The 24,055-nt window shown below is 63.8% G+C and carries 22 protein-coding genes and 1 pseudogene; 9 read left to right on the forward strand and 14 right to left on the reverse strand.

What is annotated here, in order from left to right; translation table 11 throughout:
* Positions 1–51 precede the first annotated feature (51 nt).
* The 4 genes from IVB41_RS24025 to IVB41_RS24040 form a co-directional block, all read right to left on the reverse strand.
* The gene (locus IVB41_RS24025) at positions 52–603 is read right to left on the reverse strand and encodes a CAP domain-containing protein (RefSeq protein ID WP_035961291.1); all 552 of its coding nucleotides are present in this window, start codon (positions 601–603) and stop codon (positions 52–54) included.
* 105 nt (positions 604–708) lie between these two features.
* Positions 709–1,803 (reverse strand): serine/threonine protein kinase, encoded by a 1,095-nt coding sequence (locus tag IVB41_RS24030; protein ID WP_027567071.1) that lies wholly within the window; start codon positions 1,801–1,803, stop codon positions 709–711.
* A gap of 7 nt (positions 1,804–1,810) precedes the next feature.
* Entirely contained in the window at positions 1,811–3,238 is a 1,428-nt protein-coding gene (gene trmFO, locus IVB41_RS24035) for a methylenetetrahydrofolate--tRNA-(uracil(54)-C(5))-methyltransferase (FADH(2)-oxidizing) TrmFO (protein WP_247435537.1), read from the reverse strand.
* Positions 3,239–3,364: 126 nt separating this feature from the next.
* A complete protein-coding gene (locus IVB41_RS24040; RefSeq protein ID WP_007590701.1) occupies positions 3,365–3,517 on the reverse strand; it encodes a DUF1127 domain-containing protein in 153 nt (50 codons plus the stop codon).
* Positions 3,518–4,211: 694 nt separating this feature from the next.
* On the opposite strand from IVB41_RS24040, the gene IVB41_RS24045 reads away from it, so the two are divergent.
* Positions 4,212–4,475, forward strand: a complete 264-nt coding sequence (locus IVB41_RS24045) for a hypothetical protein (RefSeq protein ID WP_247435540.1) — start codon at positions 4,212–4,214, stop codon at positions 4,473–4,475.
* A 67-nt stretch (positions 4,476–4,542) separates the two neighbouring features.
* On the opposite strand, the gene IVB41_RS24050 is transcribed toward IVB41_RS24045, so the two are convergent.
* On the reverse strand, positions 4,543–5,367 hold the full coding sequence (locus tag IVB41_RS24050) for a lytic murein transglycosylase (protein WP_247397691.1): 825 nt from the start codon (positions 5,365–5,367) through the stop codon (positions 4,543–4,545).
* Between the two features lie 130 nt (positions 5,368–5,497).
* Positions 5,498–6,406, reverse strand: a complete 909-nt coding sequence (locus tag IVB41_RS24055) for a DUF2189 domain-containing protein (protein WP_027567067.1) — start codon at positions 6,404–6,406, stop codon at positions 5,498–5,500.
* Positions 6,407–6,740: 334 nt separating this feature from the next.
* Between IVB41_RS24055 and IVB41_RS24060 the strand changes: the two genes are divergently transcribed.
* Complete coding sequence (locus IVB41_RS24060; RefSeq protein ID WP_027518105.1) at positions 6,741–7,130, forward strand: DUF3597 domain-containing protein; 390 nt, start codon at positions 6,741–6,743, stop codon at positions 7,128–7,130.
* Positions 7,131–7,184: 54 nt separating this feature from the next.
* Here IVB41_RS24060 and IVB41_RS24065 read toward each other — a convergent pair whose 3' ends face one another.
* Positions 7,185–7,460: a GNAT family N-acetyltransferase gene (locus IVB41_RS24065; RefSeq protein ID WP_018458006.1), complete on the reverse strand. Its 276-nt coding sequence runs from the start codon at positions 7,458–7,460 to the stop codon at positions 7,185–7,187.
* 246 nt (positions 7,461–7,706) lie between these two features.
* Here IVB41_RS24065 and IVB41_RS24070 point away from each other — a divergent pair, with 246 nt between their 5' ends.
* Entirely contained in the window at positions 7,707–8,504 is a 798-nt protein-coding gene (locus IVB41_RS24070) for a lipopolysaccharide assembly protein LapB (protein ID WP_247435543.1), read from the forward strand.
* A 62-nt stretch (positions 8,505–8,566) separates the two neighbouring features.
* Here the strand turns inward: IVB41_RS24070 and IVB41_RS24075 are convergent, their stop codons facing one another.
* Complete coding sequence (locus IVB41_RS24075) at positions 8,567–8,923, reverse strand: hypothetical protein (protein ID WP_247435548.1); 357 nt, start codon at positions 8,921–8,923, stop codon at positions 8,567–8,569.
* 94 nt (positions 8,924–9,017) lie between these two features.
* Between IVB41_RS24075 and IVB41_RS24080 the strand changes: the two genes are divergently transcribed.
* From IVB41_RS24080 to IVB41_RS24090, 3 genes are all read left to right on the forward strand, one after another.
* Positions 9,018–9,515 (forward strand): hypothetical protein, encoded by a 498-nt coding sequence (locus IVB41_RS24080; RefSeq protein ID WP_247435552.1) that lies wholly within the window; start codon positions 9,018–9,020, stop codon positions 9,513–9,515.
* A 105-nt stretch (positions 9,516–9,620) separates the two neighbouring features.
* Positions 9,621–11,228 (forward strand): acyl-CoA synthetase, encoded by a 1,608-nt coding sequence (locus IVB41_RS24085; protein WP_247435557.1) that lies wholly within the window; start codon positions 9,621–9,623, stop codon positions 11,226–11,228.
* 9 nt (positions 11,229–11,237) lie between these two features.
* Complete coding sequence (locus IVB41_RS24090) at positions 11,238–12,098, forward strand: PCC domain-containing protein (RefSeq protein ID WP_247359416.1); 861 nt, start codon at positions 11,238–11,240, stop codon at positions 12,096–12,098.
* A gap of 16 nt (positions 12,099–12,114) precedes the next feature.
* Here IVB41_RS24090 and IVB41_RS24095 read toward each other — a convergent pair.
* Positions 12,115–14,186 (reverse strand): annotated as a pseudogene (locus IVB41_RS24095) (DUF1217 domain-containing protein).
* Positions 14,187–14,448: 262 nt separating this feature from the next.
* On the opposite strand from IVB41_RS24095, the gene IVB41_RS24100 reads away from it, so the two are divergent.
* The 3 genes from IVB41_RS24100 (at position 14,449) to IVB41_RS24110 (ending at position 17,641) form a co-directional block, all read left to right on the forward strand.
* Positions 14,449–15,216, forward strand: a complete 768-nt coding sequence (locus IVB41_RS24100; RefSeq protein ID WP_247435562.1) for an AAA family ATPase — start codon at positions 14,449–14,451, stop codon at positions 15,214–15,216.
* Between the two features lie 887 nt (positions 15,217–16,103).
* Complete coding sequence (locus tag IVB41_RS24105) at positions 16,104–16,685, forward strand: SRPBCC family protein (protein WP_247435567.1); 582 nt, start codon at positions 16,104–16,106, stop codon at positions 16,683–16,685.
* A gap of 2 nt (positions 16,686–16,687) precedes the next feature.
* A complete protein-coding gene (locus tag IVB41_RS24110; RefSeq protein ID WP_247435570.1) occupies positions 16,688–17,641 on the forward strand; it encodes a cytochrome D1 domain-containing protein in 954 nt (317 codons plus the stop codon).
* 48 nt (positions 17,642–17,689) lie between these two features.
* On the opposite strand, the gene IVB41_RS24115 is transcribed toward IVB41_RS24110, so the two are convergent.
* From IVB41_RS24115 to IVB41_RS24135, 5 genes are all read right to left on the reverse strand, one after another.
* Complete coding sequence (locus tag IVB41_RS24115; protein WP_247435575.1) at positions 17,690–18,364, reverse strand: HAD-IA family hydrolase; 675 nt, start codon at positions 18,362–18,364, stop codon at positions 17,690–17,692.
* Positions 18,365–18,382: 18 nt separating this feature from the next.
* A complete protein-coding gene (locus IVB41_RS24120; protein ID WP_247435578.1) occupies positions 18,383–18,946 on the reverse strand; it encodes a DinB family protein in 564 nt (187 codons plus the stop codon).
* 47 nt (positions 18,947–18,993) lie between these two features.
* A complete protein-coding gene (gene uvrA, locus IVB41_RS24125) occupies positions 18,994–21,975 on the reverse strand; it encodes an excinuclease ABC subunit UvrA (protein ID WP_247435582.1) in 2,982 nt (993 codons plus the stop codon).
* 276 nt (positions 21,976–22,251) lie between these two features.
* Positions 22,252–22,941 (reverse strand): outer membrane protein, encoded by a 690-nt coding sequence (locus IVB41_RS24130; protein WP_027567055.1) that lies wholly within the window; start codon positions 22,939–22,941, stop codon positions 22,252–22,254.
* A gap of 233 nt (positions 22,942–23,174) precedes the next feature.
* Complete coding sequence (locus tag IVB41_RS24135) at positions 23,175–23,957, reverse strand: outer membrane protein (RefSeq protein WP_247435586.1); 783 nt, start codon at positions 23,955–23,957, stop codon at positions 23,175–23,177.
* Positions 23,958–24,055: the final 98 nt, after the last annotated feature.

Below are 24,055 nucleotides of genomic sequence, written 5' to 3' on the forward strand. Positions count from 1 at the left end.
TGGCCGGTCGGAGAAGCGCGCGCAACAATGCTTCCGGCGTGGCGTCTCGCCTCAGATGCAGAGGCCGAGCAGCTTGATGTGGCAGCCGCCGGATTTGGGCTTGCTCGCAGGAGCGGCTTCGCGTTTCACGGCAACGAGGGGCTCCTTGTCCTTCTTGCCTTTGCCCTTCGGCTCGTAGTCGCCGGCGATCACCATCGCCCAATAGGTGCGTTTGCCGCTGGCGTTTTTCGCGCTCGCGATCCCGACGCGGGAAGCGTTGTGCAGCAGCAAATTTTTGCGGTGTCCCGACGAGTCGATCCACTGTCCCAGGGTCTTCTCGAAATTGTCGTAGCCGTAGGCGATGTTCTCGGCGGCGCGGCCTGCGCCGGCCGGTGCGACCCGGCGGTTGAACGGGCCGAGGGCGTCGTGACTGAGGTCGTCCTTCGTCGCCATCGCGCGCGCCTGGTCCATTGCGATGCGGTCGAGGGTCGAATCGCGGACGACGCGGACCTCTCCATGTTTGAGGCGGAAGCTGGAGATCAGCTCGGCCGGGGACTCGGCCATTGCGGGCGCGGCGGCGAGCAGCAGAAGGCCGGCGATCAGGCCGCCAACCACACGATGCATCATCGTCCCCCGAGTGCCCATGACCCCGCCAAGCCCCGCCGCCAAGTTCGAATTATCGGATCGCTTCTCTATCGCCAATGTGGACGCTTCAAGGCGTGATCCACACTAGCCGGCAGGCAGGTCGGCCTCGAAATTGAAGCGGTCGCGCAGGTTCTTGCGCTGCTCCAAGATGTCCTTGAGGAAAGCGCGGTCCTGGTCGTTCTTCATCATCGGCTCGATCAGGTCGAGCTGGTTCATGGCGACCAGTTGCAGAATCTCCGTGCGCGGCTTGCCGTCGGCGTTGCGTGGCAGCGCGTGCACGACCTGGATGTGTTCCGGGGGCTTCGGCCCTTTGGCGGCGCTGAGCTCGTTCCGCAATTGGCCTTCGAGCGCGGCCTGATCGGCTTCGACGAAGGCATAGAGCCCGACGCCGGAGCGGCGGTCGGCAAAGGCCACGATGGCGGTGTCGCGCACGGCGGGGTTCTTGCGGATCAATTCCGCCAACACCGGCGCGTCGTTGACGAGCCTTCGGCCGCCGCCTTCACGGTCGGTGAAGTTGAACAGGCCGCGCGTGATTGCCCGATAAACCTTCTTGCCGGTAGCCAGCCAGAGGCTGGCGGCGAACGACTTCTTCGCCAGGATTTTCCGCTCGCGCGGCGTCAGCGCCTCGGGCGCGTAGGAGCGCTTGTGCTTGAGCAGATGCCGGAGATCTTCATAGGCCAAGATGCGGTAAAGCCGGCCGCGCCGGTCGAAGCAGGCCGCGAGCTGGAAGTCGGTCACATAGGCGCGACCGTCGCGGCCGACCAGCCAGTTCTGTTCCTTGGCAAGATCGTTGTGGCAGATGCCGGCGCGGCGCAGCCGTCGCAGCGCGGCCTTGGCCGAGCGAAAATAGGCGAGGTCGCCATGCGGTTTCGCCAAATGCAGCGCGACACCATCGACGAAGCTGCGCACCAGCGCGCGGCGTCCGGCCCACAGCAGCTCGGGGCCGACATCGAGCCCCTTGGCGAGTGCCAGCGCATGCGTCTCACGGGCGAACAGATGGCGCGCCAAAAGGAATGACCACCACGGCGCCTCGTCGAGGCGGCGCAGCACCGCGTCGACCTCGCCGTCATCGTCGCGGAAGCGGCCGCGTTCGACGGTCGAGAACACGTCGCGCTTGAGCAGCACGCCCTCGGTCCAGCGCGCCGAGAGTGTTGCGGCGTCGTCTTTGGGAAGGTTCATCGAAAACTCACGCCGCAGCGGCAATGCGCAGGTGATCAGCGATCCAGCGATCGAGATCGGCGAGCGCCAGCGCGCTCATCGCCTGCTTTTTGGCCACCGTCTTCTCGTTGCCGCGCAGTCGGCTTCCGTCGGGCTTCTTCGTCGGTGCGCTGGCGAGCGGCGGGAACAGGCCGAAATTGATGTTCATTGGCTGGAACGAGCGCGTGCCGGGCTCGACGGTCTCGATATGGCCGCCGGTGATGTGGCCGAGCAGGGATCCGAGCGCCGTCGTGACCGGCGGACTCGCAAGCGTCTCGCCGCGCACGTCCGCTGCCGCGTAGAGGCCAGCAATCAGGCCGACGCTGGCGGATTCCACATAGCCCTCGCAGCCCGTCATCTGGCCGGCAAAGCGCAGCCGCGGCTGCGCGCGCAGGCGCAATTGGCCGTCGAGCAGCTTTGGCGAGTTGAGAAAGGTGTTGCGATGCAGGCCGCCGAGGCGAGCAAATTCGGCGTTCTCCAGCCCCGGAATGGTGCGGAAGATGCGTTGCTGCTCGCCGTATTTCAGCTTCGTCTGGAAGCCGACGATGTTGTAGAGCGTGCCGAGCTTGTTGTCCTGGCGCAGTTGTACGATCGCGTAGGCCTTAGTGGTGGGATCGTGCGGATTGGTGAGGCCGACCGGCTTCATCGGCCCGTGGCGAAGAGTCTCGGGGCCGCGTTCCGCCATGACCTCGATCGGCAGACAGCCGTCGAAATAGGGCGTGTTGGTCTCCCATTCCTTGAATTCGGTCTTCTCGCCGGCGACCAGCGCTGCGACGAAGCCGTCATACTGCTCCTTTGTCATCGGGCAGTTGATGTAGTCGGCGCCGGTGCCGCCGGGGCCGACCTTGTCGTAGCGCGACTGGAACCAGGCCACCGACATGTCGATGGATTCGCGGTGCACGATCGGTGCGATCGCGTCGAAGAAGGCGAGGGCGTTCTCGTCGGTCAGCTCGCGGATCGCGTCGGCCAGCGGCGCCGAAGTGAGGGGGCCGGTCGCAACGATGACGTTACTCCATTCGGCGGGCGGCAGGCCTGCAACCTCGCCGCGCGCGATCTCGATCAGGGGATGGTCGTTAAGCGCTTTGGTGACGGCCGCGGAGAAGCCGTCGCGGTCCACCGCCAGCGCGCCGCCGGCAGGCACCTGGTTGGCGTCGGCTGCGCGCATGATCAGCGAGTCGAGGCGGCGCATCTCGGCATGCAGCAGGCCGACGGCGTTGTTGGCGGCATCATCCGAGCGGAACGAATTCGAGCAGACGAGCTCGGCAAGCCCGTCGGTGCGGTGTGCCTCGGTCGTGCGGGTCGGCCGCATCTCGTGCAGCACCACGGGCACGCCGGATTTGGCCACCTGCCAGGCGGCTTCGGAGCCGGCAAGGCCTGCGCCGATCACGTGCACGGTATTTGATTGGGGTCCTGTCATGGGGCGGACAGGTAGCGCTTTTCGGCGGTCAGTGGAATCGCCGAGATCGAGTTTTCTGCCTCCGGATGCGACAACGCCCGCACGAGGCGGGCGCTATCGGTTCGTCCGGTTGAGGGCTGAACGATATCAGCCCTGATACTGACCGGCGGCAACGCGCGGAATGTCCGAGCGATCGAGGCCGATGTCGGCCAATTCGCGATCGCTGAGCTGGGACAGCTCGGCAACATTGCGCTGATAGTCCCGGAAAGCCTGGATCATACGGATGAGCGAGAGCAGCATTGGTAGTCTCCTGTAGTTCGATTCAGCTCTTGCCCGAGCCTCATCGTTGAAATGAATATAGGTGAGAGTGGTGCAGTGCGAAAGTTCCGTTGTTGCGATGCAGCTAAGCGCTCAATGCATGGCACTGGTAACGGACGATTAACCCGAAAGCACTCCCGCCCAAAGCGTAGGCGAAACAGGGGGCATGTTGTTAAATTTGCCCGTTAATTCACGGATTTAATCTTAGCTCAGCCGGTTCCATTCAAAAGTCAAATAGGCTGCTTTCCGGTCGTCGCAAGGTGATTAATAGCTCCTATACCCAAGTTTCGCATGCGCGAATCGCATGCTCGGTGAAGTATAAAAGTGAACTTGAGTTCATCTCGACGGCCTGCGCGGACACCTTTCCACTGTGGCCGGCGATTCACCCCACGCCGGCGGATCGACGTGACGAACGGCGGCCAGGCAGGGACGAGTTCATTCCGCTTGGTCAGCCCCAACCCCCGCGCGCGGTGCACACAAGCCGAACGCGTGCCGTTGATTACAAGCGTGTAACGAAAATCAGAAATTTTGCATGTGGCTCTGCGTGGCACGCAACATCACGCAATTCTCGCGGGGAATTCATTGCGTCAAGTTGCGGCGCGCGGAGGAGGTGATGTCGCAGACTCCGGCAATGTCGCTGGCTCTGGCCCAAGAATAAGAGAAGGAAGGTAACGTCATGACGAAGTTACTCGGGGTTATCGCAATTGCCGCTGTCGCGTTCGCCGTCGCGCCGGCCCAAGCCGCCAAGCACGCCGCAGGCGGCTGCAGTTCGACCAATCTGGAGAAGACCGAGACCGCGATCGAGAACATGGCCGATGGTGACGGCAAATTCGTAGCGCAGAGGGAGATCGCGGCCGCGCAGGACTCGCTGCTCAACGGCAAAATGGGTGCGTGCGGCGCGCATCTGAACAAGGCGATGCACGCCACCATGGGCAAATAGGGGTAAAAAACGCACAGAGAGGGCCGGTCGTCAGGCGATCGGCCCTACGCGTTTTGACGAGGGGCTGCTAAGGGGCGCGCGCGAGCTGCGTGGCGAAATAAGCGATGGTCTTCGAATAGACCTCGCTCTTGTTCCACTGCTGCAGCACCGCGAAGTTCGGACTGCCTGGCTGCCAATCCTTGCCCTTCTGCCAGCCATAACCGGCAAGATAGTTCGCGGTGGAGGCGAGCACGTCGGGGGCGTTGTGCAGGAGATCGCGCTTGCCATTGCCGTCGAAATCGACGGCGTATTTCATCCATGACGACGGCATGAACTGGGTCTGGCCAAGCTCGCCGGCCCAGGCACCCTTCATGTCGGCCGGTGCAAGGTCGCCGCGCTGGACGATGCGGAGCGCATCCAACAGCTCGGCGCGAAATTGTTCGGCACGGCGGCAGTCATAGGCCAGCGTCGCCAGCGAGCGGATGGTCGCGAACTTGCCGGTATTGACGCCGAAATCGGTCTCGAGACCCCAGATCGCGACCAGCACCTCGCCGGGCACGCCGTAGGTCTGCTCAATGCGCGACAGCACCGAGCCGTATTGCTTCATCATGTTGGAGCCGCGCGTCAGGCGCGGCGGCACCATGCGGCCGGAAAACTCCTCGAAGGTCTGGCTGAAGACCTTCTGCGAGCGGTCGCGGTTGAGCACGCTCTGATCGAGCGTCACACCGGCGAGCCCGGCGGAAATGGCCTGTTGCGAGACGCCTTTGGTCGCGGCGTCGGTTTTGAAGTCTGCAAGCCACGCGTCGAAATTGCCCGAACCGCAGGCAACCGCGGCGAGCGCTGGCTGAGCGGATAGGATGGATGCGGTGATGGCTAAGGCTGCGAGGGCGAGACGAGAAATCGTCGGGGTCATTCGAGCAAATAAATTCCGTGAAGTGATCTGAACGGCGGGCGCAATCTCGATGGAAACCGCGGCCAAAGCAAGGCGTATGACAGTGCGCGATCCTGCCCGCTCCGGGGCAGGATCGCACGTCACGAAATCGTCAGGCGTCGTTCCGATTGCGCCAGGGGAAGAGGTTGGCGGGGAAGTCGGCGGCCGGCTTGCGTGGACGATGCGGCGGAGGCGGCACCGGACGCGCGCCCGGATCGGCGGCGATTACCTTGCGGTAGAGATGCCAGGTCGCATGGCCGAGCACGGGGACGACCACGGCAAGGCCGAGGAAGGCCGGAATCGTGCCCAGCGCCAGCAGGACGGCCACGATCAGGCCCCAGGCCGCCATCGGCACCGGGTTCTTCGCGACGACGCGCAGCGACGTCACCATGGCCTCGAACGCGCCGGCATGGCGGTCGAGCATCAGCGGGAACGACACGGCGCTGATGCAGAGCGCGGCAAGGGCGAACAGGAAGCCGGTGCCGCAGCCGACCACGATCAGCCACCAGCCTTGCCGGCTCGTGAGAACGCGCGTCAGAAAATCCGAGATCCCGGACGCGCCCTCATAGCCGAAAGCGGCGACGTAGATCGCCTGCGCGGTCGCAACCCAGGTCACGAACAGGGCCAGCAGCAGCGCGCCCAGACCGAGCATGGCGCCGAAGGAGGGCGAACGCAGCACCTCCATGGCATCCCAGGCGCTGGCCTCCTCATAGCGCTCGCGCCGGCTGGAGAGCTCGTAGAGACCGAGCGCCGCGAACGGGCCGATCAGCGCGAAGCCCGCGGCCAACGGAAACAACAACGGCAGCACTGAATAGCCCATCACCACGCGGGCGAGCACGAGGCCCAGCACAGGATAGATCACGCAGAGGATGATGGCGTGGCTCGGCACCGCCTTGAAATCGTCCCAGCCGCGCTTGAGCGCATCGTGCAGATCGGAGAGTTGGATGGTTCGGATCACCGGTCCAGCCGCTTCTGCGGTCTGGGCCACGGTGGGGACATTGCCCTGGTAGAGTGTGGCCATGGTCGCTAGCTCCCTTGCCATGCGGCCGCATCTGGCGCCAGCAAACGGCGCAAGCGGCCGCTATTCTGAGTTTCGCGATTCCCAACCAGACGCTCGAATTCCGGATGGCACGCGAACTGAATGTCGAGCGTACGCCCATTTGCGAGTCCTGTCCCTCACGCTTGGGTGAGATTCGATGCCGCAGCGCAACCTCGATGATGTCATTCGGTCGTCATTTCGCCGTAGATAAGCTGATGCTGCTTGCTGGTCCGCGGAACTTTGCGGGTGCAACGACGCAACTTGGTCTATAAGTGCCACTCAAGGCCCTCCAGCGGGTCCTTTTCGGGGAGCAGACATGAGCATTTTCGGGAAAATTATGGGCGCGATCTTCGGTAGCCAGCCAGCTTCCGCCGCGCCCGCAGGCAGCGCACCGTCGGGCAGCGCGCCAGCAGGGGCCGCGCCGAGCGGATCGGCGCCCGCGGCGACGGTGGACGTTGCCTCGATCGTCGACGCGGCGGCCGCCGCGCACAAGGGCGAGAAGCTGGAATGGCGCACCTCGATCGTCGACCTGATGAAGGCGCTCGACATCGATTCCAGCCTCGCTGCGCGCAAGGACCTGGCCAAGGAGCTCGGCTACAGCGGCGACACCAACGATTCCGCGACCATGAACGTCTGGCTGCACAAGCAGGTGATGTCCAAGCTCGCGGCGAATGGCGGCAAGCTGCCGCCGGAGATCAAGCACTGACCGATCGCCCGGTCGCAATTCAAGGGCCCGCAATCGCGCGGGCCCTTTTTGCATTCAGGCGACGAGATCCGCATCTTCCGGATGCCTATCGAGATAGTCGACGACGAAGCCGCAACCGGCGATCACCTTCCTGCCGTCGCGGCGGATCAATTCCAGCGCGCCCTTGACCAGTTCGGAGCCGATGCCCCGGCCGCGCAGCGCACGCGGCGTCTCGGTGTGGGTGATGATCACCGCCGACGGCGTCAGCCGGTAATTGGCGAAGGCGATCTCGCTGCCGACATCGAGCTCGAAGCGGCTTCTGTCCTTGTTGTCCCGTACCGATGGCGCCATGGAAAATCCTTCCGACCTGCTGCTTGCCTTTGATCTAGGCGTCTGAACCGGCCCTTGCCAAGGTGCGACCAAGAGTGGTTGCCGCAGGGGAGATATCCGGAAAATGCGTGTCCCGCTCAGCCTCATCGCGCTGCTCGCCGCGCTCATCTCGCCGGCTCCGGCTCCGGCTCCGGCGTTGGCGGCCGGCGGTCCGGCCTGGGAGGCCTGCGTCGGATTGGCCAGCACGCCGGACGAACGGATCAAGGCTTGCTCGACCGTGATCGAAACGAAGAGCGAGAGCGGATCCGGCTCGCCGGCGCTTATTGCAATCGCGGTCATGGCCTCACCGAGAAGCGTGAGCTCGACGCGGCGCTGTCCGATCTCGACGAGGCGATCAAGCTCGACCCCGGCTATGCCTGCGCCTACAATAATCGGGGCCGTATCTACAGTTTCAAGCGCGACTACGATCGCGCCATCGCCGATTACGACCAGGCGATCAAGCTCGATCCCTCGCTGGCGCTGGCCTACGGCAATCGCGGCGAGTCGCGTTTCAGCAAGGGCGATCTCGACGGTGCGTTCGCCGACTTTGACGCCGCGATCAAGCGGGATCCCAAATACGCCATGGCCTATGCCAATCGCGCACTGGTGTATTACCGCAGGCGCGACATGGCGCACGCCATCGCCGACTACACCGTGCGGATCAAGCTTGCGCCCGATCTGCTCGCCTATATCGACCGCGGTAACGTCTATCGCGACAGCGAGCAGCTTGATCGCGCCGCCGCGGATTATGGCGAGGCGATCCGTGTTGCGCCGACCGACGCGCGCGGCTGGCGCAATCGTGGCATGATCCGGCTCTATCAGGGCGACAGCAAGGGCGGCGTTTCCGATTACGACAAGGCGCTGCAATACGATCCCTCCGACGTGTTCTCGTGGAACAACCGCGGACAGGCCAAGCTGCGGCTCGGCGACAAACAGGGCGCGATCGCCGATTTCAGGAAGGCGCTGGAATTGAAGCCGGGCTTGGCGACGGCGCAGGAGTCGTTACGGAAGCTCGGGGCGTTGTAGCTCTCGGCCGCTTCTCGCGACGACGAGGCTGCACCTCCATCAGTCCTGAGAGTCCGGATGCTTCAATCGGTCGCCTTGGCGAGCCTGGAATCCTCCGGCTGCGCCTGCGGGCGCAGGCACCCCTGGCAGATGACGAGGGAACGGTTGACCCTGGCGTCCTGTTCCGCCTCGATGCCGTCCTGCGCCTGCCACCATTCCTTCGAATAGGGCTGAAGCCCGGCTTGCGACCTGTTGCGCTCGGATCGGGCGATCCGTGTCGGCTCTGAGGCAGCGCGCGAATGATTGGGATTTTCGCCGGCGCCGTCCCATGCGTAACGCGCAGGCTTGAAAGCGGGATCGGAGGCGAGGTGCGCTTGTGGGCCCACGGCACATCCGGCAAGCGCCAGCGATAACAGGAGGAGGGCGGGCGCTTTGACCATGATGCGGCACTCTTTACGCGAAAACTGACCAAGGGTGCGCCGATCATGTTTAAAATTTCCTGAACGATCGCGGCTGCGCTGACGACCCATGCCAATGCGATATCTGATCCTCCTGCTCGTACTGTTCGCAACCGCTACGCGCGCCGACAACGCAAAGCCGTTCAATCCCGCCGACTATCCGCCCGGCGTGCAGAAGGCAGTGCGCTACGCCTACGAGGAATGCGAGAGCCAGGGCGGCGACGCGGTGACTTTTGCGGTCGATACGGTGCGCAGGATCGACCTGACCGGTGACGGCCGCGATGACTACATCGTCGATTTCCGCGACACCAAATGCGGCGATCGCGAGACGACCTATTGCGGAACCGGCGGCTGCGTCATGAACATCCTGGTCACGTTGCCGGACGGCAGTGTGCAACCCGTCTTCGATGGCCATGTCCGCAGCTACGAGATCAAGCCGAAGCCAACGAAGCGGGGTGCGGGGCGCACCATCCGCTTCGATCTGCATGGCAGCTATTGCGGCGGCTTTGGTGCGCAGGCCTGCGTCAAGGAGAAGGCCATCACGGCTACGCCGTTCGCGTTCAAGCAGCCGTAGGGCAGGCGTGCGGCCGACGGCCTTGCGAGGTCGTGGGCGATGGCGATAAATGGGCTGCAATGAGCGGGCGGCTCGCGTGCCGTCCGCCGCTGAAGAGGAAGCCCGATGCAGCCCCTGCGCATGTCCCGCCGCGTCATGAATCTCGCTCACATGCTGACCCAGAATGCGCGGCGGCATGGGGCGCGTCCCGGTTTCGTCTGGGGCGACAAATCCTGGACATGGCGCGAGATCGATGCGCAGGTCTCGGCGCTGGCGGCAGCCCTCGCGGCGCGCGGCATCGCGAAGGGCGACCGTATCCTCGTCCATTCCAAGAACGGCGACGAGATGTTTTTCTCGATGTTCGCGGCGTTCCGGCTCGGTGCCGTCTGGGTACCCACCAATTTCCGACTGATGCCGGACGAAGTGACTTATCTTGCGCAGGCCTCCGGCGCGAAGGCGTTTCTGTGCCACGTCGATTTTCCCGAGCACGCCGCGGCCGTGAGCGGTGGCGCGCTCGAATTCACCTGGAGCATCGACGGTCGGGCGCCATTTGCCGAAACGTCGGTTGCGGATGCCGTTGCGTCGCGCGCCGGCACGATGGTCGAGAACGTCGCGGTCGAGCACGACGATCCCTGCTGGTTCTTCTTCACATCGGGAACCACCGGCCGCTCCAAGGCTGCGGTGCTCACCCACGGCCAGATGGGTTTTGTCGTCACCAACCATCTCGCCGATCTCACGCCCGGCGTCACCGAAGCGGATGCCTCGCTGGTGGTGGCGCCGCTGTCGCATGGCGCCGGCGTGCATCAGCTGGTTCAGACCGCGCGCGGCGTGTGCACGGTCCTGCTGCCGACGGAGAAATTCGACATCGACGAGGCGTTCCGCCTGATCGAGGCGCATCGGGTCAGCAATCTCTTTGTGGTGCCGACCATTCTGAAGATGATGGTCGAGCATCCCGCCGCCGACAAATACGACCACTCCTCGCTGCGCCAGGTGATCTATGCGGGTGCGCCGATGTATCGCGAGGACCAGAAGGCTGCGCTGAGGAAGCTCGGCAAGGTCATCGTGCAGTATTTCGGTCTCGGCGAGGTGACCGGCAACATCACGGTGCTGCCGGCGGCGCTGCATGATCCCGAGGACGGGCCGCACGCGAAGATCGGTACCTGTGGCTTCGAGCGTACCGGCATGCAGGTCTCGATCCAGGACCACGAGGGCCGTGAACTCGGCGCCAACCAGAGCGGCGAGATCTGCGTGATCGGCCCCGCGGTGCTGGCCGGCTACTACGACAATCCCGAGGCCAACGCGAAGGCGTTCCGCAACGGCTGGTTCCGCACCGGCGATCTCGGCCACATGGACGAGGAGGGGTTCGTCTACATCACGGGACGAGCCTCCGACATGTACATCTCCGGCGGCTCCAACATCTATCCGCGCGAGATCGAGGAGAAAATCCTGACCCATCCTTGCGTCGGCGAGGTCGCGGTGCTCGGCGTGCCCGATGCAACCTGGGGCGAGGTCGGCGTGGCCGTCTGCGTCGCCCGCGATGGCGCCAAGCCGGTGAGTGAAGCGGAGATGGCGGCGTTCCTGTCGCCCAAGGTGCCGCGCTACAAGATGCCGAAGCGGTTCTTCTTCTGGGAGGCCTTGCCGAAATCCGGCTACGGCAAGATTCCCAAACGGATGGTTCGCGACGAGCTCGAGGCGCGCGGGCTGCTCGATCTCGACAAGACAAGGACGGGCTGAGCGAAGGTGATGCGCAGCATCAAGCAGCCCGGCGTGCCGGTCGCCGAACGCATCCAATGGGTGGAGGCGAGGGGACGCGCTTTCTCCTTCACGCTTCAAGCAGGTCTGCCGCTGCTGGAGGCGGCGCGCCGCGGTTTTGCCGCTGAGGGATTTGCCGGTGGTGTGCTCAACTTCGGGCACGGCACGCTCGGGCCGTTCGGCTATGTCATGCCGGCGCTGTCGAAAACCAATGAGAACGCCGCGTTCTATAGCGACACATTCCGGCCGAGCGGCGTGACGCGCACCAGGCTCGGTAGCATGACGCTGGGCATGCGCGATGGCGCGCCGTTCTTTCATTGCCATGGGCTGTGGACAGAGGCCGATGGCCGCGCCAGTGGCGGCCACATGCTCCCGGACGAGACTGATGTCGCGGAGCCGTTCGAGGTCAAGGCCTTCGGTATCGATGGTGCGATGTTCGGCGCAGAGCCCGATTCCGAAACCAACTTCAAGCTGTTCGGGCCGGTGGCGGCTGCGAGCACCGGCGCACGCACGACCAGCCGCGCTTTCGCGCTGCGGCTGCGCCCCAACCAGGATTTCGCCGGTTGTCTCGAAGACTTCTGCCGCGCGCACGGCATCGCGCGCGCCAAGATCCATGGCGGTGTTGGTTCGACCATCGGCGCTCGCTTCAGCCATGGCGGCGTGACCGAACCCTTCGCGACCGAGCTTGCGGTGACCGGCGGCACGATTGCGGTGGGCTCCTCCGGCGCGCTCGAAGCCGCACTCGACGTTGCCCTGATCGACTACACCGGCGGCTTGGCGGAGGGCCGTCTGATCCGTGGCGACAATCCCGTGCTGATGACCATGGAGCTGGTGCTCGAGGTGTTGGGCTAGTCCCGGCGAGCGATCATCAGTGGGTGCGTAGCTTGGCAATGGCCAAGTACGTGGAGTCACTGATCCCCGAACCGGATCCCTGAAAGAGGTTGAGCAGAGGGGATTGACCCTGGCCGGTGCTCTGGCTGTTTCTGATGTCATACATGGCGGAGAAACGGTTCAGCAGCTTCGTAACCTTCGCGGGATCGGACAGATCCTTGATCTTCATGAACCTGTCCACGAACTTGGCCTGCTGATCGATCGGCATCGCCGCCATCGAGTCAGGCAAATCGAAGGTGGTCCTGAACACCTCTGAAAGAGCCTTGTCCGCAAGGATGTCGTACGCGGACGTGATGTCCCCCGCCTTTCGTTGGAAATAGAGCGCCAGGCGCACGCCGGGATTCGCATCGCCTTGCTGCTGCTCCAGGCTTTGCTCGACATAGTTCGCTTGTGTTTCCCGAAACTGATCCCGCTTCTGTGGACCCATCATCGGAAGACGCGCGACGTTGCCCTTGCTGTCGAAATTGAACGACGCGACGATTTCGGCAAAGCGAGGATCGCTCTCGGTGTTCGCGAAGCTCTTTGGATCGTTCAGATCGGAGCTGAAGACCTTCCCGAGAAATTCGGTGCTGACCTTCTTGGGATCCAGGCCCTTGGCCAGGAGAATGAAATCAACCATCGGCCTGTTTGCGAGGAGATCGGAAACACTGTCGATGCCGGCGATGGCTTGCTGATATTCCGACGCATCCTTCGTGGCCTGTGCCCGAACCGCGGCCTGCTGCTGGGGAGTTGCCGTGCTTGCGCTCTTCGCCGCTCCAATGACGTAGTCCTTGGCGATCTGGAGGACTTCAGCCGAGTCCTGAGCCACCAGGGGGGTCGTCAGATTGCCTTTTGCGTCGAAGTTGAAGGCGCGTGCCAGCTCCAGATACCGATTGTCCTTGAGGGTATAGACGTAGCTCTTGGGGTCGTTGAGGTCGCTTTCGAGCACGGCCTTGACAGTCGCCGGCGGGACGTTTCCGGGGTCGAGGCCGACAGCTCCCAGCGCAAAATCATACACGCCTGGTGTCGATACGAACGTCTGGACTGAATTGATCTTGAGGATGGCAGTTCTGAATTGCCTGATTGCGAAAGCTTCGTTCAACGGGCTTGCCGCCGAATAGACGGCGGACTTGCTGTCGTCGAACTTCTGTTTCGTGATCGTGACATTTGCAGCAGTCTGCGCCGACACACCTGACGGAAGCGAGCCGTCGGGCGAAAACTCGAACGCGCCGGCCAGGTCGACGAACCCGCCAATCGTCCCTATCTGGTCGCTGAGGCTGGAAATGCTGCTCGCATATGACTCCAGGTGATATTTTTCGACCAGGATCTGGACGTTCAACTGGGTCACGTTCGCGCCCGGTTGCGATAATTGGGCGGTGTAGTCTGCGATCCTTGAAGTGGCCGCGGTGACATCCGATCGGGCCTGAGCAAGATCGGCGTTGAGGCCACTCAGCTGAGAAGCGAAAGTGGTGTTGACGTAGCTGTTTGGATCGGACGGATCGCTGCGCAAGACCTGACTTATCGTGTCACGCGACCACTTGCTTTGATCGATGCCGTACGCCGAATAGACATAATTGCGAAGTCGGTCGTTGTTCAGGAGCTGGTCTGCACTGCTGATGTTGCCGATTTCGGCGCTGTAGTAATTCGAGTCGCCGGTAAGTGCATCGACCTGGCTCTTCCTGGTCGCCGTGTACAGACCGATCATCTCATCGGTCTGGTTCTCCGATTGCGCAACCGGCGTGGCGCTGCCATTGAAGGAAAATGCCGCGGCGAACTCGCGGTAACGCTTGTCGACCAGCTTGTTGACGAAGCTGTTTGCGTCGGAGAGGTCGCTCTCCAGCACCTTTTTCATGAAGGCCTTGGCGTAGGCCATGTCTTCCAGGCCATACGCCTTCGTTGCATAGTGATAAAGCGATAGTCTTTCATGAAGTCGTCGACGGACTTCACCTTGCCGATGTGGGCTTTGTAGTAGGCGGCCTCTCGCGCCACGTCCTGTTGCTGTTCGACCCGCGTCAAGGACTGCTTGAGATTGCGCGTGATGTAGCTGTAACTGAAATACGTTGATACCATCGCGCACTCCTCGCGGCTCTTACGGTCCCGGACGTCCGTCAATCATTGCGGGGTCGCGAGGTGGGGGCGGGTCTCATGCCTGCCGACTGCCTCAGAGCTGCGTTCTCTAAGGCGATTTCGGACCGCAATTCCAGATTCCAGTTTGCCCTCGCCACGCGTGTCGGGTTTGTTGCTGTATGTTTCTCAAATGCAGCTTTCGCGAGGGTTGCGTTCCGGATATGTTCTGGCGTCCCGACGGGACGGAATGGATCGGAAACCGGACATGAGCCGAAGAAGCAGCCGAACGATCAACCTGCCGGCGCCTTACCTGAAGCGGGTCTGGCTCGACCCGTCGCAAGTTCGCGATCGCGAGGCTTATCCGTTTTGCCTGCCCATCTTTCCGGATGATTTCGATCTCAACTTCGACGCCGCCATCACGATCATCGTCGGAGAGAATGGCACCGGGAAGTCGACGATCCTCGAAGGGATCGCAGCGCTCGCCGGCTACGACGACGCCGGTGGCGGCAAGGGTTACATGCCGGTCGATCACTCCGAAGCGCGGGAGAAGATGGGTGGCCAACTCTCCAGGGCGCTGCGCGCAAGCTGGCTGCCGAAAATCACGAATGGCTGGTTTTTTCGCGCCGAGAGCTTTTTCTCGGTGGCGCGATATCTCGACAAGGCCGCACGTGATGCCGGGCAGGTCGGCCCCGATTTCCTGTCGCATTCCCACGGCGAAGGATTCCTGCGCTTCTTCGAGGAGCGCTGCCAGCGCCAGGGCATTTTCATCTTCGACGAGCCTGAATCGGCGTTGTCGCCGGCGCGCCAGATCGAATTTCTGAAGCTGCTCCGACGCATGGAGGATTCCCGCATCTGCCAGGTCATCATGGCGACCCATTCGCCGATGCTGATGGCCTATCCCAACGCACAACTGCTTCGGCTCGGGAAATACGGCCTGGAGCCGACGACAGTGGAGCAGACCGATCATTACCGGGTGATGCGGGAGTTCTGTGACGACCCGCGCGGGTTCGTAGAGACGACGCTGGCGGAGTGATCGAGCGGCGTGACCGGCACTCACTGTCTCGGTCGTCATTGCGAGGAGCCCTTGCGACGAAGCAATCCAGAGTCTCTCCGCGGAGGTACTCTGGTCGCTTCGCTGTGCTCGCAATGACGGAGCGAGCAGCATTCGTTGTTCTCCACCAACTCGCTTCTGAATCGTAGACACACCTTCGCCTCCTCGCGGCAACATCGCGCCCGAGCTTTGCCGTATTCTTTGCCCTCAAAAATGCCGAGGGCGCAGGGAAGGCCGGGTGCCGGCTGGCACCCACGGTCCACTGTGCGAAGGTTGCGCTACAAGAGGCTGCACAGCGGCATACAGGTGAAGCCCAACACACGGCCTTCCCTGCGCAGTGGTTTTACGGCTTATGTCGTGATCTCCCCGGGGAGCGATGCACTATTGCCCCCGTCGCCTTGCGGATGACTGATGGTGCGGACCCGGTCGGGCCGCCACATCACCGCAAGACTTGGCGCACAGACCCCGGGCGCCAGGACCACACGATTTTGCCGTACGCAGGCTGCACCGGTCGTGTGCGCGCCGCCTTCGCTCACGGTTTCCCGCCCTGCAAAGCCCTTCGCGCCGACGCCGCCTGCGTCCACCACGTCCCATCCCGCGTTCGTGACGATCGCGATCCGCCCCTCGGCCCGGGTTGGGGTGGCTTTTTATACGGTAATCCGAAATACGGATAAAGAGAATTATTTTTGCTCCGTGTGATTGACCTTCCATTGGGGTTTTGCCCGCCGTCCGGCGCAAGGAGTTGTGGACCTGCGAGCACCTGCCGTAACGGCGCCATGAACCGGTCTCCCCTCGGCCCCAAAATGCGCTAGGATGATCGCGGCGCGCCTCAAGTCGCGCACGACCAACGAGACGCATGAGGAAACGAGATGAGGGTGACGATTGGACGGCGCACGGTGCTGGCCGCGATGCTGACGACCGCGAGCGCGGCGGCCTTGACGGCGGCGTTTGGCCCGGCTTCGACATCGGCCTGGGCCCACGGCCCGACCCGGCAGAAGGTGCGCGAATCCATCGAGATCAACGCTGCCCCGGCCAAGGTGTGGGCCGCGATTGGCAATTTCCAGGACATGAGCTGGCTGCCGCCGGTCACCAAGACCGAGGGCGAGAAAGGCAACGAGATCGGCGCGACCCGGAAGCTGACGCTGACGGGAGGCGCGACCGTCGACGAGGAACTCTACAAATTCGACGCGGCCGCCATGACCTATTCCTACCGGATCACCAATGTGGACGTGAAGGTGCTGCCGGTGACCAATTACTCCTCGACGTTGACGGTGACGCCGAGCGCTGACGGCAAGGCCTCGACCCTGGAATGGGCTGGCGCGTTCTACCGCGGCTTTCCCAACAACGATCCTCCGCCGGAGCTGAGCGACGAGGCCGCGGTCAAGGCGGTGAAGGGGCTGTACCAGGCGGGCCTCGAGGCACTCAAGAAGAAGATCGAGAGCGGAAGCTGACGGTGCGGGCGCTGGTCCTGGCGGCGCTCGCCGCCAGCCTTTGCCTTGCCGGCATCGCGCATGCGTCCGCCGAAGAGGCGTTCGTCACCAACCAGCTCAGCGACAATCTGATGGTCGTGGATCTCGCCACGGCACGCAGCGTCGCGACCATCCCGATCGGCGGCAAGCCGGCCGGCGTCGCCGTCAGCGCGGACGGGCGCTTTGCCTATGTGACGAGCCCGGATGCCAAGGCCGTGACGGTGGTGGACGCGTCAACGCGGCAGGTTGCGGCGCGGATCGAGGTCGGCGGCGGGCCGCTCGGCGTTGCCGTCGCGCCTGATGGCAAGACCGTCTATGTCGCGGACTGGTATGCGGCGGCCGTGCGGGTGATCGACGCGGCGAGCCGCAGCGTCACGGCCAGCATCGCGGTCGGCGCCTCGCCGTCGGGGCTCGCGGTGACGCCGGATGGCAAGCTGCTGCTCTCGGCCGACCGCGACGACGACAGCGTCTCGGTGGTCGACACCGCGACGCGCCAGCGCAGGGCGACCATCAAGGTCGGCACCCGCCCGTTCGGCGTCACTATCGATGCCGAGGGCAAGCGGGCCTACACCGCCAATGTCGGCTCTGACGACGTCTCCGTGATCGACATCGCCGAAGCGCGCGAGATCGGCCGCGTGCCGGTCGGGATGCGGCCCTATGCGGTGGCGCTGGCGCAGGGCCGCGGCTTCGTCACCGACCAGTATGGCGGCACTGTCAGTGTGTTCGATCTGGCGACCTTGAAGCCGATCAAGCGGATCAACGTTGGCGATTATCCCGAAGGCATTGCCGCGACCGCCGACGGCAAGCGCATCATCGTCGCCTGCTGGGAAAGCAACACGCTCGATATCATCGATGCGGTCGAGCTGAAGGTGATCGGCGAGGTCAAGACCGGCGACGGCCCGCGCGCGTTTGGGGCGTTCTTGCGCAGGACGGAGTAGGGGCGTGTAGCCCGCATGAGCGGAGCGACATGCGGGACAGGGCTCTCCTCATCCACCGGCGTTCCCCGATGTCGCTTCGCTCATCCGGGCTACTGCACCGGGGCACAGCGTCCAGACAATCTGATCCATCTGCTCAAACATGTGATCCGGCGCCAGCGCCCGCAGCGCCGCCGGCGCCGCATAACCCCAGCCCACCGCGCCGCAGGCAATCCCCACAGCGCGAGCCGCCTCGATGTCGCGCACCTCGTCGCCGATCGCGATGACCTTGCCCGGCTCCACGCCGGCGCGCCGCATGACGCGGCGAAATTTCGACGGCTTGCCGAACAGCGAGGCCGCGCAATCGAAATGGGCGAACAGCGCCGCGCAATCGCCGAGCTTCTCGCGCGCATTGGCTTCGCTGTCCGACGTCACCAGCGCTAGCTGCACACCGTTACCGGCCAGCGTTTTCAACATCGCCTCGACGCCCGCAAACAACGCAATCTCCGCCGCCGCCTCTCCCTTCAGCCGCCGCGCATGCCGCGCGATCGCCGGCAGCTTCCACAAGGGCACCTCGAGCCGGCTGAGGATCTCGCGCGACGAAGCATGCCGCAACCCCTCGACATCCTCATCGGCGACGCGGCGGAAGCCGAAGCGATCGGCGACGTCGTTGATGGTGCGCAGGAACCACGGAAAGCTGTCGGCCAGCGTGCCGTCGAGATCGAAGATGGCGAGGGAGTAGGCCATGGAGACGAAGCTACACCGCTAGGCTTTCCACACCGTTTCCTCGGTCCATCCGAGTTGGTCGAACTCGGTGGCTCTGAGCGGCGCCTCTCCCTCGGCGAAGAACTCGTCCAGCTGGGGCGGGGGAACGTGCGTTTCAGACAGCATCGCGTGCGCCTGTCCGCGATGATGAATTTGATGCTGGAACAGATGCATGAGCAGCCGGTCACGAGGTTCGGTCTGCACGCGGGTGTCGCGGTTTATCCGCACGAGACCGTCGAGAATCTCGGGCGTCAGTCCATCGCAGACGGCAATCAAACGCTTGTCGATCGCAGCCTGCGCAGCCTTCAGCGCGGCAAGGGAGGGATGTGGCACTTCGTTCTTCCAGGCCGCCGATCCCAGCCACCCGCCCTCCAGCGCATCGACATAGAAGAGGTCGATGACATGGATGTGGTTGAGCGTGCGCTGCAGGCTCGGAAAGAAGCCGGTTCGTGCGGCTTCGAAGTCGGCCTGAGACAGCGTCGCGCAAGCGGTGAGCAGCCGGTGATTTGCCCAGGCATTATTGTGGGCGAACGCACGATAGGTTTGCACAAGTCCTGCAGGCAAGCTCAGTCTCCCTCAGACAATGTGTCGGCATGCTCTCGCTGCGTAACCTACTCCGCCGCCTCGCTCGCCGCGCGCCTCCGCTTCGGTTTGCGCGCCTTCGCCAGCACGGGGGCCAGAAACTTACCCGTATAGCTCCGCGGTGCCTTCGCGATGTCCTCCGGGGGGCCCCAAGCGACGATCTCGCCGCCGCCGTCGCCGCCTTCGGGGCCGAGGTCGATGACCCAGTCGGCGGTCTTGATGACTTCGAGATTGTGCTCGATGACGACGACCGTGTTGCCCTGTGCGACCAGCTCGTGCAGCACCTCCAGGAGTTTCTTGACGTCGTGGAAATGCAGGCCGGTGGTCGGCTCGTCCAGGATGTAGAGCGTGCGGCCGGTGGCGCGCTTTGACAGCTCCTTTGCCAACTTGACGCGCTGGGCTTCGCCGCCCGACAGCGTCGTGGCCTGCTGGCCGACATGGATGTAGTCGAGTCCGACGCGATGCAGCGTCTGGAACGTCTCACGCACGCGCGGGACCGCCTTGAAGAACTCGGCGGCTTCCTCGACCGTCATGTCGAGCACGTCGGCGATGCTCTTGCCCTTGAACAGGACCTCGAGCGTCTCGCGGTTGTAGCGCTTGCCCTTGCAGACGTCGCAGGTGACGTAGACGTCGGGCAGAAAGTGCATCTCGATCTTGATGACGCCGTCGCCCTGGCAGGCCTCGCAGCGGCCGCCCTTGACGTTGAAGGAGAAGCGGCCGGGCTCGTAGCCGCGCGCCTTCGATTCCGGCAGGCCTGCAAACCATTCGCGGATCGGCGTGAAGGCGCCGGTATAGGTCGCGGGGTTGGAGCGTGGCGTGCGGCCGATCGGCGACTGGTCGATGTCGATGATCTTGTCGATGTGCTCGAGACCCTCGATGCGGTCGTGCGGTGCGGCGCCTTCGCTGGCATTGTTCAGCTTGCGGGCGATCGCCTTGTACAGCGTGTCGATCAGCAGCGTCGACTTGCCGCCGCCTGATACGCCGGTGACGCAGGTGAACAGGCCGAGCGGGATTTCGGCCGTGACATTCTTGAGGTTGTTGCCGCGCGCGTTGACCACCTTGATGGTGCGGCGATGGTTCGGCGGACGCCGTTCCGGCACCTCGACCTCGAACTCGCCCGTGAGATATTTGCCGGTGAGCGAGTTGGGGTTGCGCATGATCTCGGCGGGCGTGCCTTCGGCGATGATGTTGCCGCCATGCATGCCGGCACCGGGGCCGATGTCGAGCACGTGGTCGGCGAGCAGGATCGCGTCCTCGTCGTGCTCGACCACGATTACGGTGTTGCCGAGGTCACGAAGTCGCTTCAGCGTGTCGAGCAGGCGCGCGTTGTCGCGCTGATGCAGGCCGATCGAGGGCTCGTCGAGCACGTAGAGCACGCCTGTTAGCCCCGAGCCGATCTGCGAGGCCAGACGGATGCGCTGGCTCTCGCCGCCGGACAGCGTGCCGGAGGAGCGGGACAGCGTGAGGTAGTTGAGGCCGACGTCGAGCAGGAAGGTGAGGCGCTCGCGGATCTCCTTGAGGATGCGGCCGGCGATCTCGTTCTGCTGGGTGTTCAGCGCCTCCGGAACGGTCTCGAACCACGCGCCGGCGCCCTTCACCGACATCTCGGAGATGTCGCCGATATGCTTGCCGCCAATCTTGACGCAGAGCGCCTCGGGCTTGAGCCGAAAACCCTTGCAGCCCTCGCAGGGCACGTCGTGGAAATACTTCGCCAGCTCCTCGCGCGCCCACTCGCTCTCGGTCTCGCGATAGCGGCGGTTGATGTTGGTGATGACGCCTTCGAACGGCTTCTTGGTGTCGTAGGAACGGACGCCGTCCTCGTAGGAGAACTTGATCTCGTCCTCGCCGGAGCCATGGAGGATCGCGTTCTGCGTCTTCTTGGGCAGATCCTTCCACTTGGTGGTCAGCGTGAACTTGTAGTGCTTGCCGAGCGCAGTCAGCGTCTGAATGTAATAGGGCGACGAGGACTTGGCCCAGGGCGCGATCGCGCCCTTGCCGATGGCAAGTTCCTTGTCGGGGATGACGAGGTCTTCGTCGACATGCTGCTCGACGCCGAGTCCGCCGCAGGCGGGGCAGGCGCCATAGGGATTGTTGAACGAGAACAGCCGGGGCTCGATCTCGGGGATCGTGAAGCCGGAGACCGGGCAGGCGAACTTTTCCGAGAACAGCATGCGCTCGGGTCCGCTCTTGTCGTGGATCTTTGCGGTCTTCTTTTTCTCTTCCGCGGGTGCTGCTGCAGCCGGCGCATCGGCGAATTCGATGACGGCGAGGCCCTCGGCGAGCTTCAGTGCGGTCTCGAAGCTTTCGGCGAGGCGCTGGCCGATGTCGGCGCGCACCACGATGCGGTCGACGACGACGTCGATGTCGTGCGGGAATTTCTTGTCGAGCACAGGGGCTTCCGCGAGCTCGTGGAAGGCGCCGTCGATCTTGACGCGCTGAAAGCCCTTCTTAAGCCATTCGGCGAGCTCTTTGCGGTACTCGCCCTTGCGGCCACGCACGACCGGCGCGAGCAGATAGAGGCGCGAGCCCTCGGGCAGCGCCAGCACGCGGTCGACCATCTGCGAGACGGTCTGGCTCTCGATCGGCAGGCCGGTGGCGGGCGAATAGGGCACGCCGACGCGCGCCCACAGCAGGCGCATGTAGTCGTAGATTTCGGTCACCGTGCCGACGGTGGAGCGCGGGTTCTTCGACGTCGTCTTCTGCTCGATCGAGATCGCCGGCGACAGGCCGTCGATCTGGTCGACGTCAGGCTTCTGCATCATTTCCAGGAACTGGCGGGCATAGGCCGACAGCGATTCGACGTAACGGCGCTGGCCCTCGGCATAGATGGTGTCGAACGCGAGCGAGGATTTGCCGGAGCCTGACAGCCCCGTGAACACCACCAGCTTGTCGCGGGGAATCTCGACGTCGACGTTCTTGAGGTTGTGCTCGCGCGCGCCACGGATCGTTATTGCGCGCAGGTTTGATCCCGCGTTCTGTTGTTGGCGCTTCGCCTTGATCACTTCATCCATCCTGGTGGTCCTCAGGGAATCCAAAAGCGCGCGATCGCGCCAACTGAATAGGCGCGCTTCGCCCGGAACCGGGATCGGCGCCGATGGGTATGTGAGCGAACGTAGGAAGAACGGGGACGGATTTCCAGTGGCGTCTGCGAATCGTCAACCGATTGTTGGCACGCTGGCGGCATCTGGCAGGAGCAGGGCGGTGGAACTGCGCAGTAACGTGCCCGGCAAACAAAAAGGCCGGCGCGAGGCCGGCCTTTCGTAACACGATGGCGTCGATAGCGAAGATCAGTACTTCGCGACGATCGGGCCCCCGAAGTGATAGTTCACGCCGACCTGCACGGTGTGAAACTCGAGCGTGCCGGTGGGCAGGGCGCCCGAGAAGTAGGTCTCGCCGCCGAGGCTGCGAAAGAGGTACTCGCCCTTGACCGACCACTGCGGAGCGAAGAACGCTTCGACGCCCGCACCGACGGTCCAGCCGGAGTGCCACTTGCTGTCGGAAACGGTCACGCCGAGCGCGCTGATGCTGAGCTTGTTGTCGATCCAGGCGTAACCACCGGTGCCGTAGAACAGGACGTTGTTGACGGCGTAGCCGATGCGGCCGCGCACGGTGCCCATCGCATCGGTCTTCGAGCTGAGGGTGGTGCTGACGAGGCCGAAGCCGGGGACGGCAACGGGGCCGGTGACCGACGCGCTGACGTCAGCCCAGGCACCATCGGCCTCGATGCCGAACACGACATTGCCGGTCTGCCAGTTGTAGCCGGCGGTACCGCCGACGAAGCCGCCCTTCATCTTCGGGTCGGTCGAGGAATTTTCCCAGGCGCCGCCACCGACAACACCGAGGTAGAAGCCGGTCCAGTTGTAGACCGAAGCCATGGCCACCGGGGCCTTGGTGTAGGGACGCGCCGCCAGATCAGCGGCCGAGGCCGGGGCAGCGAGAGCGAACAAACAGGCCGAAGCCAACAAAACCTTTTTCATTTTCAACTAATCCCAGTCCCAGTTCCTGATTGTGCCTTCCACGATAGGGAAGGGCATCGGACTCACTTGCCCAACTGAGGCCGTACTTACACCATTGAAGCCGCAAGTTGTGTCACTGGAAAGCCACAGCGGCCTGAAAATGGTGCAATTACTGACCTTTGGTTTCCCCCATGGGAACAGCAACGAAAAAGGCCGGCGCGAGGCCGGCCTTGCTTTGATGGATGTCAGTTCGATCAGTACCTCGCGATCACCGGACCACCCCAGCGATAGTTCAGGCGGACGAGGCCCATGTCGACGTCCTGCCGAATCCGGTCGCTGCCGAAGACCCCACCCGGGGGCGTTGTGAAGCCGATCGTGCGATCGCCAAGGAAGATGTGGTCGTACTCAAAGCCCAACGACCAGTTCGGGGCGAAGCCGAACTCCAGACCGGCCCCGACCGTACCACCCCAGCGAGTCTCCCGCGCCGAAGCCAGCAGCGCGCCCGCGCCGGGCGTACCTGTAGCAGCGTAGATGTCGTACTTGTCGCCGACGACGGCGGCGCCGCCCTTCACGTAGAACAGCACGTTGTTCCAGGCGTAACCGACCTGACCGGTGATGAGGCCGAAAGCGTCGATGCGGGAACGGTTGCGATCACCCGTCACCAAAGCGGTACCTGGGAAGAGGGTGCTCACATTGTCGCCCCGGAAGTCGGCCCAGTTGCCTTGGCCTTCGAGACCGAACACCCAATTGGCGGACTGCCAGCGATAGCCGATCTGGCCACCGACGGTGCCCCCCGTCGCATTGTGACAGCCTTCGCCGACCAAAACGCCGGTCGCGGGCGTGACGAAGTCCCAGCACGTGTGGCTCGAGCCACCGCCGCCGTTGATGCCGATGTAGAAGCCGCTCCAATCGTAGATCGTGGCAATCGCCGGCGCGGGGGCCTTGGTGTAGGGACGCGCGGCCATATCCGCCGCGCTCGCGGGAGCCGACAGGCCCATAGCCACTGCACCGATCGCACCAATCAGAAGCTTATTCATTGCCAGTCTCCCCAGCTTCGTCCGCTTCTTTCTTCCCCGAAGCGGCTGATCAGGCGCGAGGGCCCATATGAACTAAGTCCGAGGAAACCGTAGCTCTA

The sequence above is a fragment of the Bradyrhizobium sp. 44 genome (genome assembly GCF_023073095.1).
In the GTDB taxonomy this organism is placed as follows: domain Bacteria; phylum Pseudomonadota; class Alphaproteobacteria; order Rhizobiales; family Xanthobacteraceae; genus Bradyrhizobium.